Origin of the sequence: Proteiniphilum propionicum (assembly GCF_022267555.1) — a bacterium.
Taxonomy (GTDB): domain Bacteria; phylum Bacteroidota; class Bacteroidia; order Bacteroidales; family Dysgonomonadaceae; genus Proteiniphilum; species Proteiniphilum propionicum.
On sequence record NZ_CP073586.1, the window covers coordinates 1,535,306 to 1,549,811 of the forward strand.

The 14,506-nt window shown below is 39.4% G+C and carries 11 protein-coding genes and 1 tRNA gene; 11 read left to right on the forward strand and 1 reads right to left on the reverse strand.

What is annotated here, in order from left to right:
- Positions 1–156 precede the first annotated feature (156 nt).
- The 7 genes from KDN43_RS06135 (at position 157) to KDN43_RS06165 (ending at position 8,222) form a co-directional block, all read left to right on the forward strand.
- A complete protein-coding gene (locus KDN43_RS06135) occupies positions 157–1,269 on the forward strand; it encodes a TlpA disulfide reductase family protein (protein ID WP_238868804.1) in 1,113 nt (370 codons plus the stop codon).
- 221 nt (positions 1,270–1,490) lie between these two features.
- Positions 1,491–2,600, forward strand: coding sequence for an N-acetylmuramoyl-L-alanine amidase family protein (locus KDN43_RS06140; protein ID WP_238868805.1), 1,110 nt, complete (start codon positions 1,491–1,493; stop codon positions 2,598–2,600).
- Between the two features lie 14 nt (positions 2,601–2,614).
- Complete coding sequence (locus KDN43_RS06145) at positions 2,615–3,508, forward strand: MlaD family protein (protein ID WP_238868808.1); 894 nt, start codon at positions 2,615–2,617, stop codon at positions 3,506–3,508.
- Between the two features lie 357 nt (positions 3,509–3,865).
- Positions 3,866–5,269 carry a chromosomal replication initiator protein DnaA gene (dnaA, locus tag KDN43_RS06150; protein ID WP_238868811.1) on the forward strand — a complete coding sequence of 468 codons (1,404 nt, stop codon included), beginning with the start codon at positions 3,866–3,868 and terminating at the stop codon, positions 5,267–5,269.
- 142 nt (positions 5,270–5,411) lie between these two features.
- On the forward strand, positions 5,412–6,335 hold the full coding sequence (locus KDN43_RS06155) for an HNH endonuclease signature motif containing protein (RefSeq protein ID WP_238868814.1): 924 nt from the start codon (positions 5,412–5,414) through the stop codon (positions 6,333–6,335).
- Complete coding sequence (locus KDN43_RS06160; protein ID WP_238868816.1) at positions 6,308–7,588, forward strand: metallophosphoesterase family protein; 1,281 nt, start codon at positions 6,308–6,310, stop codon at positions 7,586–7,588. The genes KDN43_RS06155 and KDN43_RS06160 overlap by 28 nt, the downstream gene beginning before the upstream one ends.
- 19 nt (positions 7,589–7,607) lie before the next feature.
- Entirely contained in the window at positions 7,608–8,222 is a 615-nt protein-coding gene (locus tag KDN43_RS06165; RefSeq protein WP_238868817.1) for a ribonuclease HII, read from the forward strand.
- A gap of 60 nt (positions 8,223–8,282) precedes the next feature.
- Here the strand turns inward: KDN43_RS06165 and KDN43_RS06170 are convergent, their stop codons facing one another.
- Positions 8,283–10,409 carry a Tex family protein gene (locus KDN43_RS06170; RefSeq protein WP_238868819.1) on the reverse strand — a complete coding sequence of 709 codons (2,127 nt, stop codon included), beginning with the start codon at positions 10,407–10,409 and terminating at the stop codon, positions 8,283–8,285.
- 230 nt (positions 10,410–10,639) lie between these two features.
- Here KDN43_RS06170 and radA point away from each other — a divergent pair, with 230 nt between their 5' ends.
- The 4 genes from radA to KDN43_RS06190 all read left to right on the forward strand — a co-directional run bounded on the left by radA (position 10,640) and on the right by KDN43_RS06190 (position 14,506).
- A complete protein-coding gene (gene radA / locus KDN43_RS06175; RefSeq protein ID WP_238868820.1) occupies positions 10,640–12,007 on the forward strand; it encodes a DNA repair protein RadA in 1,368 nt (455 codons plus the stop codon).
- A gap of 269 nt (positions 12,008–12,276) precedes the next feature.
- Positions 12,277–12,347, forward strand: a tRNA-Cys gene (locus tag KDN43_RS06180).
- A gap of 157 nt (positions 12,348–12,504) precedes the next feature.
- The gene (locus KDN43_RS06185) at positions 12,505–13,662 is read left to right on the forward strand and encodes a site-specific integrase (RefSeq protein WP_238868824.1); all 1,158 of its coding nucleotides are present in this window, start codon (positions 12,505–12,507) and stop codon (positions 13,660–13,662) included.
- A 46-nt stretch (positions 13,663–13,708) separates the two neighbouring features.
- Positions 13,709–14,506 (forward strand): hypothetical protein, encoded by a 798-nt coding sequence (locus KDN43_RS06190; protein ID WP_238868825.1) that lies wholly within the window; start codon positions 13,709–13,711, stop codon positions 14,504–14,506.

Sequence of the window (14,506 nt, forward strand, 5' to 3'; positions counted from 1 at the left end):
TATGAGATAATATTTAATTCTTGCGAAGCTTAAAATATATGATTTAAACGAATAATATTCTTGATTATTGCAACCGTGCAAAAAAATTAGCAAGTTCCTTCTTTGTCTGGACTTTTTACATATCTTTGCTACTGTCTAACTATAAAAAGATATAAGATGAAAAAAGTAATTTTACTGTTTTTAGCAGCGGGCGTTTTTCTGTCATGCCAAAACAACGCCAAATACAAAATAAAAGGTACTGTTGCTGATGTGGCTTACGAAGGGACAAATGTCTATTTGCAAAAAATGGCAGATGATACTATGATCATAACTGATAGCGGAATAGTTCAAAACGGAAAGTTTTCCTTTTCGGGAATCGTTGATGTTCAGGAGCTTCGTTTTATTATACTTGATGAATCAGTTGATCCGCAGAAGGCAAGCGGAATACCGATATTGGTTGAACCGGGTAAGCTGGATGTAAGGTTCGATTCCGTGATTATTGTAAAGGGAACTAAAATAAATAGTGCCTATACTGATTACAGGCTGAAACAGAATATTCTGAGGAAAGAAATAAAAAGTCTGATAGAGCAATATAACAGTACAAAGGCTGCCGGGGAGATGACCGACTCTCTGGAGGCTGAAATTAATAAAGCATACGATAATATTGAAGGTCAATTGGCTGATTTGACTTTCACCATTATAAAAGATAATATCAAGAACGAGCTTGGAGAATATATTTTTCTGAACTCTTCTTCAATGTTTGAGCCTGAACAGCAGAAAGAGATCCTTTCATTGGCAGATGATGACTTTAAGGGTAAAGAGAAAATTAAAAAAATAATGAAGCATCTGGAAAATGTTGAAAATGTAGCTGTAGGGAAAAAATTTGTTGATTTTACGTTGAAGAGTAGTTCAGGAGATGATGTCTCACTTTCTGATTATGCAGGAAAGAGGAAATATGTGTTAGTGGATTTTTGGGCCTCTTGGTGCGGCCCTTGTCGCAATGAAATGCCTAACGTGGTAGCCGCTTATGATAAATATAAGGAAAAAGGTTTTGAAGTTATAGGTGTATCTTTTGACAAAAATCATGCTGACTGGATTCAGGGGATAAAGGATTTGAATATGACCTGGCCGCAGATGTCCGACTTGCAATATTGGGACAGCCCATTGGTTGATATGTATGCTATTAATGGTATTCCTCATACTGTACTTTTGGATAAAGAGGGGATCATCATAGAAAAGAATTTGAGAGGTAACGAGTTGTTTGATAAGCTGGCTGAGTTGATGCCTTAGTTGACTAGCTGAAGACTGTCTGCGTAGTACAATTTCTGAGGCTGTGAGATAATTGGCATCTCAATTTTTTTGCTGGTTATTTCCTTTTTCATGCCTTTCTACCTTGGCAGAGGCTTATTTCTTGTTAAATTCTTTCAAAGTTGTGCAAATTCTTTTTGCGAATTCGGAATAACTGTTTTCAATATAAATTTTATGTCTATTTTTGCAGAAAAGAGGTTCACATGAAACACTGTAGAGAGTTGCTTTTCTTGCTGTTTCTGAGCTTGCCTGTTTCACTCTTCAATGTAAATAAGATATTCGCTCAAAACAGTAAATTCACAGTTGTTATAGATCCCGGCCATGGGGGAAAGGATCCGGGTGCTGTAGGGCAGAGTTCAAAAGAGAAGGATATTGTCCTTTCGGTAGGACTGAAATTGGGTAAACTCATTAAGAGCAATCACCCCGATGTTAATGTTATATATACACGAAGCAGCGACCGTTTTGTGGCACTAAATAAAAGGGCGGAGATAGCTAACAAGGCCCGTGCCGATCTGTTTATTTCTCTTCATTGCAATGCTCTCGAAAGAAAAAGGACATCGCCTGAAGGTGTGGAGACCTTTGTTCTTGGGCTGCATAGAAGTAAAGATAATCTAGACGTGGCAAAAGCTGAGAATGCTGTGATAATGTATGAGGAAGACTATTCTATAAAATATGAAGGATTTAATCCTAACGAGCCGGAGTCATATATAATATTTGAGTTTATGGCTAACGAGTTCCTTGACCAGAGTGTACGTCTTGCCTCATTAGTACAGAATCAACTTGTGTTAAACTCTAAAAGGGTAAACAGAAATGTACGCCAGGCCGGATTCCTTGTGCTGAGAGAGGTGGCTATGCCGAGTATTCTAGTTGAATTGGGATATATAAGCAACAGACAGGATGAAAAATACCTTAAGAGTGAAGCAGGACAGTCCTCTTTGGCTCAGTCAGTTTACAATGGCTTCAGAGAGTATAAGAGAGAGTATGACAAAAAGAGCCACCTATTCACCAATACAGGAACACGTGGTTTTCAGGAAAATGTTTCACAGGACACCGATTCGCATGCATTGTCAGCTGTTGAAAACGGGAAAGAATTCAGAATTCAGTTTCTAACATCATCGCGAAAAATTGAAAACGGTGCAGCTGCATTTAAAGGGTTGAAACCTGTTGATTATTATTTAGACGGCAAAATTTACAAATATACATACGGAAGTACCGATAATCCTGATGAGGTGAGGAGATTACTGAGAGATGTCCAGAAAAAATTCAAAGATGCGTTCATTATCGAGTTTGAAAATGGGGAACGAGTAAAATAAACAGCTTTAATCGTATGAATAAAAACTTAAACAGGAGTGCGCTTATAGGGCTGGCATTTATTACAAGCCTCGTCATGATTTATTTCGGAATTAATTTTCTTAAAGGGATAAATATTTTCAAAAGGCAGAATCAATATTATGCTGTATTTGAGGATGTATCGAAATTATTAATTTCTTCACCCGTATATGTAAAAGGATATCAAATAGGACTGATAAACACAATAAATATTATCAGCACTGAACCAATGCAATTTGCAGTAGGAATTAATCTTGATGAAGGCATAAGGATTACTGAAGGTAGTTATCTCGAATATGGTATCGATATGTTTGGTGCATCAACAGTAAATCTGTTTATGGCACCATCAGGCGTTTATCTTCAGCCTGGCGATACAATTACCGGGGGAAAAGAGACAGGGCTTATGGATGATGTTGCTGGCATGATGCCTATGGCCGATTCTATTATTCAGCGAATCGATTCTGTCCTTTTTTCATTGAACAAGATTTTGTCACACCCTTCATGGGAACGTTCAATTAATGGTATAGGCCAAACAATAGAGCAACTTAACAACTCAAGTGCAAGCTTGAACCGTATCGTAGGCTCACTGGAAAAAGAACTTCCAGAGATTGGGAATAATCTCGCTTCTGTATCAAACGATTTGAAAGATTTTAGCGGAGGGCTGAGTCAATTGGATATTAAGACTACTTTTATTTCAATTGATGAAACAGCAAACAATCTAAAATTGTTGACCGGAAAGCTTAACAGTAACGATAATTCATTGGGCCTGCTTTTGAACGACACCAAACTATATGACAGTTTGAGCGTAACTTTGGATACTGCTTCAAAACTGCTCGAAGATATTCGTCAGAATCCGGAGAGGTATTTGACTGTAAGAGTGCGCTTATTCTAGGTTTCAGAGGTTTCATCTCGTTACTGTAGAAATTATTTAATTAGAATCATTCTAAATAATGTCTTTTTTGGCAATTATTGATGAAACTCTTTGTATAGCAGAAGATAGGTAATAAAAATGTAGTATATTTGCATTAATTTAAGAGTGTTAATGCTTTTTATATCATGTTGTCAATCAGCCATGTTTAGATCAAGAAGTTTTACTAATATGCTGTCATATAATGAGATGCCTGTATCGGGTTGATAAATAGTGTTTTTTTTCGCGAAAAAAGTCACTTGATGAACTCAATTTTTTTTTCTCAATTTTTTTTTGAAAATTTGTACTTAGTTTCTGGAAAGAAAAAGACCATTTGTGCTAATGAATAAAGATTACCGACTTTTATGGGATAACTGTTTGAAAGTTATTCGGGATAATATACCCGAACCAGCATTCAATACATGGTTTCTTCCTATTGTACCTTTAAAGTACCTTGACAATGTACTGACCGTTCAGGTCCCCAGTCAGTTTTTTTATGAGTATCTTGAGGACAAATACCTTGATCTTATCCAACAGACCCTTTATAGGGAGATTGGTGATGGTACTATCCTCAACTATCGTATACTTGTTGAAACAGAAAGTAACACCGCTGTTGAGCTTCGAGGAGAGAGGAAACCTTTAGCAGGTGTAGAAAAGAACATTTCTAAAAAAATTTCAGCCAAAGTGCCAAGCCCGTTCGACAGGGTGGAGACATCAGAGTTCGATTCACAGATAAATTCAAAGTACACCTTTCTCAATTTTTTTGAGGGGGAGAGCAATCGTCTGGCACGAACAGCAGCAGAGGCAGTAGCTATGAATCCTGCGAAAACTGCATTCAACCCACTTTTTGTGCATGGGCACTCTGGTGTGGGCAAAACCCATCTCTGCCATGCAATCGGATCAAAAGTGCTGGAATTATACCCTGAAAAAAAGGTGTTATATCTGTCTGCACATCTCTTTAAGGTTCAATATACCGATGCTCGGCGGTTCAACACAATAAACGACTTTATCAATTTCTACCAGAGTATTGATGTCTTGCTGATTGACGATATTCATGAACTATCGGGATTGGAAAAAACGCAAAACACTTTTTTCCATATTTTCAACCACTTGCATCAGAATAACAAACAGTTGGTTATGACATCAGACTGTGCTCCCATGGATATGCAAGGGGTTGAGGAGAGGCTGCTTACACGTTTTCGATGGGGCTTGACCACAAAACTGGAACGCCCCGATAAGGAGCTGCGAAAGAAGATTCTTCAGAACAAGGTGTTGTCCGACGGACTCTCTATACCTGATAATGTGATAGAATATATTGCGGAAAATGTGACAGAAAACGTACGTGATCTGGAGGGAATAGTTGTATCACTCATGGCGCATTCTATTATCAACAATCGTGAAATTGATATGGCGCTGGCAAGGAGGGTGGTGGAACAAAGTATAAAATTCGAGAGGAAACGGATTACTGTACAGAAGATACAGGATACGGTATCTGAGTTTTATAATGTGAAAAATGAGCTTATTCAGTCGGCCTCACGAAAGCGGGAAATTGTACAGGCGCGCCAGGTGACAATGTTTTTTATCAAAAAGCACACTGAGTTATCTCTCTCCCAGATAGGTGTACAGGTGGGCAACCGTAATCATGCAACAGTACTTCATGCTTGTAATACAGTAAAAAACTACTATGATGTTGACAAAAGCTTCCGTTCAGATATTGATGAGATTGAAAGAATACTGAACTCCTGATATGCAGGAATATGACTTTTGTCTGATTAACTTTTCTGTTTTTTTACCGTTTTGAGTATGGCGCAAATAAATGAAATAACTATATTTGCAATTTAGGCCGACATTTATTCGGTGCGATTTTGCACCATGTATCATATAAGAAATGGAGTATTCTAGTAAAAGGATTCTCACTGCTGTTTTTCTGCTGATTGGATTTACTCTTTACTCTCAGGTTCCGGAAGGGTATTATTCCGCAGCCGATGGGATGAGTGGTGCTGAACTGAAGACTGCATTATATAATATTATTAAGGATCCCAAAGTGATTCCATACTCTCATTTGTGGAAGGTATTTGAAACAACCGATACACGAAAGAATAACAAAGTATGGGACATGTATTCAGATAGATCGGATGGGGGGCCCAAATACCTTTATGACTTTACTACTGACCGTTGCGGTTCCTACAGAGAAGAGGGTGATTGCTATAACCGTGAGCATATAATGCCTCTAAGCTGGTTTAACGGTACTAAATCATTGGAATCAGATCTATTTCACATTTATCCTGCCGATGGTTACGTTAACAATCGACGGGGTAGCCTTCCTTTTGGAGAAGCAGGAATAACCTACTGGGAATCTTCTAACGGTTCAAAAGTTGGAAGGAACACTTTCGGGGACTATACTAAAACAATTTTTGAACCAGTTGATGAATACAAGGGCGATTTTGCCCGGTCTCTGCTCTATGTTGTAACAGCCTATGAAGACAGGATTCCCTACTGGAGCTCAGACCAGGTTGGTGGGCTCAGATATCCTGGATTCAGTGAATGGTCGCTCCTACTACTTTTAAAGTGGCATCGCGATGATCCGGTCAGCAGTAAAGAGGTTAGAAGGAATGAAGAGGTGTACAAGATACAGGGAAACCGTAATCCCTATATTGATTATCCCGATTTGGTGGAACATGTGTGGGGAAAGTATAAGTCGGTTCCTTTTGAATTTAAAAAGCTTACCAACAGTTTTTTGCAGATTGAATGCAGCCCGTTTGAGAGGTGGATTGAAGATATGAAATGTTTACTAAACAGAAACAGGAGATGAGAGGCTACCTGTCAATGCTTTCTTTTCTTGTTGTCATTTTTACTTGTCGCGCATCAGCCTATCCGGATCAGCTGAAGATAGCGTTGATAACCGATATACATTTTCTCTCGCCACAGCTTGTTTGCAAAGGTGATGCACTCTATGCCTATGAGGAGGCTACAGGCAGGAATGTGGGCGACTTGCATGAGGTGCTGAACAAGGTTGTTGACGAATTAAAAGATGTTGCACCCGATATATTGCTTATAGCCGGCGATATTACAAATAATGGTGAACAACAAAGCCATATCGATTTTATTGATAAACTAAAACCGCTTCAAGATGAGGGTACACGTGTTTTTGTTATTCCAGGGAACCACGATGTGAATGTTCCAGATGCAAAAGCTTATAAAGGAATGGATCCTACTCCGGTAAAAAGTGTTTCCAGGAAAGAATTTGCTGAGCTATACGCATTGTTTGGTTATGGAGGAGCATTGAAAAGAGATGATGTTTCTTTGAGTTATCTGGCTGAAATAAATGAAACTACCTGGTTGCTATGTTTAGATACCAACCGTTACGATGAGAGTAGCAAGAGCTCTATTACTGGTGGCACAATTCGCACGCAAACTTTGGATTGGGCGCTAGATATAGTTCGTGAAGCGAGAGAAAAAAATATTCGAATTTTGGGGATGATGCACCACGGACTGGTAGAGCATTTCCCTTATCAGGCAGCCTTTTTTCCAAATTATCTTGTGAAGGATTGGCAGAAAAATGCTGATCTTCTGGCCGATGCCGGGTTAAATGTGGTTTTTACGGGACATTTTCACTCCAATGATATTACACTGAGAGTCACTTCTGCCGGTAATACAATTTACGATGTGGAGACTGCAAGTCTGGCACAGTATCCTTTTGCATATAGAATAATGCTATTGACCAACAAAAACTTATCAATAGATACTCGTTTTATATCCTCTGTGCCGGGAAATCCATTTCTTGATAAAGAGTATAGACAAAAGCTGGAGAGAATTACCCGTAGAGTGGTATTTGGCAGGCTGAATAGAATTGGCTTGACGATGTCCTGTGAAATGAAACAGACGATTACCGATTTGATTGTGAAAATGAACTTGCTTCATGTAAGAGGTGATGAGATGCCCGATATGGAAATGATGACGGCTGTTCGTGATTTTGCCATACTTATGGAAGGAGAAGCAGATATAAATTCCTTTGCTTTTGATTTTCCCCCAGAGGATAACAATGTGGTGATTGAGTTGTTTTAAAGAGATAGAGTGAGATTGAATGAAGCTTTTTGCTGGTTTATTGCCATGTCTTAGCCCTGGCCGTTTGGAAGCCGGTTGCGATGAAGCAGGACGAGGCTGCCTTGCCGGTCCGGTATTTGCCGCAGCGGTAATCCTTCCTGCTGATTTTCATTGTGATTATCTAAATGACTCAAAGCAAATGTCCGAAAATCAAAGAGATGAACTGCGCCCAGTAATTGAAGAAAATGCTCTTAGCTTTGCTTTGGGAGTATGCACTCCCGGAGAGATTGATAAAATGAATATCCTTTGGGCTTCCGTAAAAGCAATGCACCGCGCATTATCTCGCCTTACTTTACCCCCTGAGCATATTCTTGTTGATGGAAATCGTTTCTCTCCCTATATGAATACTCCATACACCTGTGTAATCAAGGGTGATTCAAAGTACCTTTCCATTGCTGCTGCTTCGGTTTTAGCAAAAACTTACCGGGATGAATATATGAGGCAGCTACACGAGGAATATCCTTTCTATGGCTGGGACAGGAATAAAGGATATCCTACAAAGGCACATCGTGCAGCTATCAGGAAGTACGGCATTACCGGGCATCATCGGAAAAGCTTTAATCTGTTTGACAGGCAGTTGGAGATTAATTGGTGATTTATGAAGTGTGAGCCAATATTTTATATATTTCCTTTTGTAAATTACAGGCCTATTCTGTTAACCGATATTCTTCATGCTCAATTGAATTCTTTTTCGCTCCAAATCAACAGACAGCACCTTCACGCGGATATGCTGATGCAATGAAACAACATCGGTTGGGTTCGATACGAATTTATCAGCCAGCTCAGATATATGTACCAGCCCGTTCTCTTTTATTCCGATGTCCACGAAACATCCGAAATTGGTGATGTTTGTTACGATTCCCGGAAGAGTCATCCCCTCTTTCACATCATCAATGGTGCGGATACTGGCATCAAATTCCAGGACCTGAGCTTTTGTTCGTGGGTCACGCCCCGGTTTCTCCAGTTCCTGCAAGATATCGATGAGTGTTTCCCTGCCTGTTTTATCGTTTTTGTAACTGTCTATGTCGATAGTCTCAATCAATTGCTTGTTGCCGATCAGGTCCCTGACCGATGATTTCAGATCTTTAGCCATTTTCTCAACTACAGGATAACTTTCAGGATGCACAGCTGAATTGTCAAGTGGATTTTCTGCATCGGGAATACGCAGGAACCCGGCGCACTGTTCAAAAGCTTTTTCGCCAAGGCGTGGTACTTTTTTCAGTTCTTTCCGCGAACGGAATATACCATTCTCTGTACGGTAATTCACAATGTTCTGTGCCAGAGACTCGCCCAAGCCGGATACATACATTAGCAGATGCTTGCTTGCAGTGTTGAGGTTCACTCCCACGAGGTTCACGCAACTCTCCACAGTCTGGTCGAGAGACTGTTTCAGTTTGGACTGGTCTACATCGTGCTGATATTGTCCCACTCCTATCGATTTCGGATCTATCTTCACCAGTTCTGCCAGCGGGTCGCTAAGCCTCCTGCCTATAGATACTGCCCCACGTACCGTGACGTCATATTCCGGGAACTCCTCACGTGCTGTCTTTGATGCCGAATATATGGAGGCGCCATTCTCACTCACCACATACACTTTTATCTCACGGTCGTACCTCAGGTTAGCGATAAACCGCTCTGTCTCACGGCTTGCTGTCCCGTTCCCGATTGCAATGGCGTCGATTTTGTAGGTAGTGACAAGCTTGCTCACTTTGCCGGCCGATTTGCTAAACTCGTTCTGCGGAGGATGGGGGTAGATTGTTTCATTGTGAAGTAGGCTCCCTTGTTCATCGAGACAAACCAGCTTGCAGCCGGTGCGATAACCTGGATCGATGCCTAGTATGCGCTTTTGTCCAAGTGGCGGTGACAGGAGCAGTTGACGAAGATTTTCTGCGAATACAGCTATAGCTGACTCATCGGCTTTCTCTTTGGAGAGATTGGCAAACTCCGTTTCAATTGATGGTTTGAGCAGACGCTTGTAACCGTCAATAACAGCCTTTTTCACATAATCGGCTGCTTCACTATCGTTTTTGGCATAACGGAGTACCAGCGTATTGAGACATTTTTCATCGTCGGTAGAAATAGAAACACGTAAAAAACCCTCTGCTTCTCCGCGGCGGATCGCTAAAATCCTGTGCGATGGACAACGCGAAAGCATGGCGGAGAAGTCGAAATAGTCTCTGTATTTTTCTCCCTGATCCTCTTTCCCCTTCACTACTTTAGAAGTTATTACCGCCTCACGTGCAAAGATATTGCGTACTGTCTGCCGGGTATTCACATCTTCATTTACCCATTCGGCAATAATATCGCAAGCACCCTTGAGTACTGATCCAGCATCGAGCAGCTCCTCTTTTACGTACTTAAAGGCTTCCGTTTCCACTGGTTTGAAATACTGAGCCATAAGCCACTTGGCTAGTGGCTCCAAGCCGTGTTTGCGGGCAATTTCTGCTCGTGTCTGCCGCTTGGGCTTAAAAGGGAGGTAAAGGTCTTCAAGTTCAGTGGTGCTCCAGCATTCTGTAATTTTTTTTTCGAGTTCCGGTGTTAGTCTCTCCTGTTCAGTTATTGATTTAAGCACATACTCCTTTCGCTTTTCAAGTTCAAGATATTTCAAGTTCAGTTCTTTGATACTTGCTATCTGCACTTCATCCAGTCCACCGGTTACTTCTTTCCTGTAGCGGCTGATAAAGGGAATTGTTGCCCCTTCGTCCAGTAGTTTGAGTGTGCTTTCTACGTTCTTTAAGTTGATATTGAGTGATCTTGAGATCAATGAATGTATTACTGACATATTTTTCGTTTTTTTTAAACTTTTTCGTCAAGCGAAATGAGCATAGCAAGCTTGCTTGAGCTATGCCATCGCGAGAAAAATGCCGACTTTAATTGCACTATTCGCGTTGAGCCGTATTTGCAAAAGGCAAATTCATTTGGATTATGCTACGGCGAGCGAACATCTAACTTTAGTTGCAATACAAAAATAGGATAAATTTTTCTATCTTTACTATTTAAATCAACTATAGAATGGCTAAACTGAAATCAGTATATTTTTGTACTAATTGCGGGTATGATTCACCTAAATGGATGGGTAAATGCCCGTCATGCGGAGAGTGGTCCACATTCCAGGAAGAACTGGTACGCAAAGATGCTGCGCACAAACATGAAGATGCCCGCTCGTTTGAAGGAGTTAAAAGCGATCCGTTGCCGTTGAGTAAAATAAAGGCTGACGAGGAACCACGCATTGATATGTGTGACACGGAGTTAAATCGTGTACTTGGAGGAGGGCTTGTTCCGGCATCACTGGTGCTTATTGGCGGCGAACCTGGAATTGGAAAATCTACTCTGGTACTGCAAACCATTCTGAAACTATCAAATGTTCGCTCTCTATACGTATCGGGAGAGGAGAGCGCTCGGCAGTTGAAACTTCGTGCTGCACGCATCGGAATTGAAAATGATGATTGCCTGATATTGTGTGAAACCAACCTCGATGAGATATTCAGGCATGTGAAGAGAACATCACCGCAACTGCTTATTATCGATTCCATCCAGACTGTTTACAGCGAAGCTCTGGAGTCTTCACCGGGAAGCATCTCACAGGTAAGGGAGTGTGCTGCTTCTTTCTTGAAGTTTGCAAAGCAATCTGGCACTCCGGTATTGCTTGTCGGGCATATTACCAAGGATGGAAGCATTGCAGGACCAAAGATACTTGAGCATATTGTTGATACTGTGTTGCAGTTTGAGGGCGACCAGCACTATATGTATCGTATTCTGCGAGGGATTAAGAACCGGTTCGGCAGTACTGCCGAGTTGGGTATTTATGAGATGAATCAGACTGGACTGAGGGAGGTAGACAACCCCTCGGAACTATTACTTTCACAAAACCATGACGGGTTGAGTGGTGTTGCTATTGCTGCCGCTATTGAAGGTATCCGCCCTTTCCTAATCGAAACGCAATCACTTGTGAGTACAGCTGCATACGGCACGCCTCAACGTTCTGCTACCGGCTTCGATATCAGGAGGATGAATATGTTGCTTGCAGTTTTGGAAAAACGTGCAGGTTTCAAACTCGCACAAAAAGATGTTTTCCTTAATATTGCAGGAGGCCTGAGAGTGAACGATCCTGGTATGGACCTTGCGATAATTAGTGCCGTTCTGTCATCGAGTCTCGACATGACGGTCGATCGCGACACATGTCTCTGTGGTGAAGTGGGGCTATCGGGAGAAATACGCCCTGTGAACCGTATCGAGCAACGTATTCAGGAAGCAGAAAAGCTGGGTTTTTCGCGCATACTTGTTCCTTCTAACAACCTGAAAGGATTTGATAAGAAGGTGTCCATAGAGATAATGCAAGTGAAGAGAGTAAGCGATGCTTTCAGGTTACTATTCTCATGAATTTCCTGTTCTAAAATATTTGCAATAGTTCAATAAATATTTATTTAAATATCATATAATCAATGAGATATGTCGCTGGCGTTTAATGGCTATTATTCTATTTATAGTTAATGGTTTATATTGTGTTCCGTGACTTTTTTTACCTAACTGTTACATTTTCATAGCATTCACGATAGTCTATATTAGTATAGAATTGTTAAAGAAAAAAGGGTGAACTCTTTTATAATTCAAAAAATTACACTACATTTGCATCCGCTTTACATAAAATCGGTACCTTGGCCGAGTGGCTAGGCGTCGGTCTGCAAAACCGTTTACGGCGGTTCGAATCCGCCAGGTACCTCAAATGTCTTTAAGTCGGTCAAATTGGCAATGACCGACTTTGCTTTTAATAAAGTACAGAAAGGCTTATCCTTAATTCTGAAAAACCACAACAGCCATAATGACACAAACCGCTTACCAACCGTTAGCGAAATTTGTCTCGAAAACATACCGTCGTAATGGTAAAACTGAATATTTACTTACGCGAATACAAATCTTCCTCAGAAGGAATCGTATGGTTTAGCTTTTATGTAAAGAGTGAACGTGTACACTTCTCCTCAAAAGTTAGATGTGAGAAAAAGAGTTGGGATAAGAAAAAAATGATTGTAAAAGGATCAGATCTTTCTTACATCGATAAGAATCGAGTGATAGAGAACATACGTGCACGAATCAATGATGTATTTGTAAAATACAGATTACGAAATAAAACACTCACACGCGACTCTTTTCTGCGTGCATACAATCGCCCATCTGACTACTCAACTTTCTTTGAATTCATCAAAGCAAACAAAAAGAATATCAATTTCGGAAATGAGGTTACTACAAACTACACTCATAAAACAGTGTTGAAAAAGGTTGAAGATTATCAACCAAATTTGCATTTTGATGACATTACTGAAGACTGGCTCAATAGGTATTTTATATATCTGAAGAAGGAGCTCAAGAATAATGACAATACTATTCATAAGAATCTTACAATCTTTAAGAAGTATGTTTTGGCAGCTTATAAAATGGGTTACATGGATGAAAACCCTTTTGCAAATTTCAAAATTAAACGAGGTACACCCAGCTTCACATATCTAACAGAAGATGAACTGAGAATACTTGTTGATGCATATAAGGCAGGTGTACTTGAAGATAAATATCATCGCACTCTGGAGTTTTTCTTGTTCATGTGCTTTTCATCTTTACACGTAACAGATTCTCGAAATATAACACTTGAACAATATTCCGATGATTCATTTGTATATTATCGCGTAAAAAACAGAAATTCAAAACCAGAACCGATTGTGATTCCGCTTTCAGAACCACTCAAAATGATTGTGCATAATGTCGTTGGCACCAGAAAAAAAGGTAAAATATTTCAAGGCCTACCTGCAGATCAAACGATGAATCGTTTTTTAAAAGAGATAGCCACAGAATTGGAGATAAATAAACACATTACTCACAAGTCCGGAAGGCACACTTATGCAACATATTTTCTTTCAAAAACAAAAGATATCACAGCTTTACAAGAAATTTTAGGGCATAGTTCACTGAGTGAAACAATGATCTATGCCCATGTTTTGGATGAAAGTAAACAGGAGGGTGTTAAGTGTTTTGATGGGTTTGCATAATGATTTATAAACGTTTAACATTGTATTTGATTTAAATTACCCTTAGATGAAAAATAAAGAGATTAATGCACTAGTATTCCTACTTCTTGGATTTGCAGTGTTTTGTTTAATAATGTACGGTTTAGTTAAATATATTGATTTTAGTGGTGCAAAGATGGCTCTTGCATTAATAGCTTTTTTCACCTACTCTTTCCTTGCTTTATGGATTGGTAATAAGTTTAATAACACCAGAAACAAATTTTTCAAGATATTTATATTTGTACTCTCAACACCAATAGCAGCATTAATACTATTGCTAAAACTGCTTGGCCCTTTTATGATCATTTCTATGGGGTTTATTATGTATTTATTTTGTTCCATTTCCATGCAAGTAGTTATTATATATATAATTAATGGAATCAAGGAAATACCTATAGAAATGACTACATTTATATTATTCTCATCTTCATCCATTATTGCAGTGGCATTTCATCAAAACATTTTGAACTTTATAAATAAATACCACCCTGCTGTCCAAAAAGGTTATTTAGTAGAGCAAAACAAGAAGGTAGTTGATCTAATTAAATACTTGTTTAATATAAATAATGTAAGATTTGTAATATACTTATTGTATTTTATTTTCATAATTGTTTTTTCAATCAAAACTCTAGATAATAGAACAGTATTGAATAATGAAATTATTGACTATGCTGTAATGCAAGCATTTCTTGTATTTTTAGCATTCGACAATATTAGAATAAATTCAAAAGAAGTGAAAATCCTTGCTTCTAAATTATTAGAAAAATTCATACTTGTCATATTAGTTGATAATCCGGAAGATAAAGATCTAGACAAGAGTAATTGA

Bases quoted from the DNA above. Each gene is read 5' to 3' on its own strand.
- KDN43_RS06135 (WP_238868804.1), top strand. From the start codon at position 157: ATGAAAAAAGTAATTTTACTGTTTTTAGCAGCGGGCGTTTTTCTGTCA.
- KDN43_RS06140 (WP_238868805.1), top strand. From the start codon at position 1,491: ATGAAACACTGTAGAGAGTTGCTTTTCTTGCTGTTTCTGAGCTTGCCT.
- KDN43_RS06145 (WP_238868808.1), top strand. From the start codon at position 2,615: ATGAATAAAAACTTAAACAGGAGTGCGCTTATAGGGCTGGCATTTATT.
- dnaA (WP_238868811.1), top strand. From the start codon at position 3,866: ATGAATAAAGATTACCGACTTTTATGGGATAACTGTTTGAAAGTTATT.
- KDN43_RS06155 (WP_238868814.1), top strand. From the start codon at position 5,412: ATGGAGTATTCTAGTAAAAGGATTCTCACTGCTGTTTTTCTGCTGATT.
- KDN43_RS06160 (WP_238868816.1), top strand. From the start codon at position 6,308: ATGTTTACTAAACAGAAACAGGAGATGAGAGGCTACCTGTCAATGCTT.
- KDN43_RS06165 (WP_238868817.1), top strand. From the start codon at position 7,608: ATGAAGCTTTTTGCTGGTTTATTGCCATGTCTTAGCCCTGGCCGTTTG.
- KDN43_RS06170 (WP_238868819.1), bottom strand. From the start codon at position 10,409: ATGTCAGTAATACATTCATTGATCTCAAGATCACTCAATATCAACTTA.
- radA (WP_238868820.1), top strand. From the start codon at position 10,640: ATGGCTAAACTGAAATCAGTATATTTTTGTACTAATTGCGGGTATGAT.
- KDN43_RS06185 (WP_238868824.1), top strand. From the start codon at position 12,505: ATGGTAAAACTGAATATTTACTTACGCGAATACAAATCTTCCTCAGAA.
- KDN43_RS06190 (WP_238868825.1), top strand. From the start codon at position 13,709: ATGAAAAATAAAGAGATTAATGCACTAGTATTCCTACTTCTTGGATTT.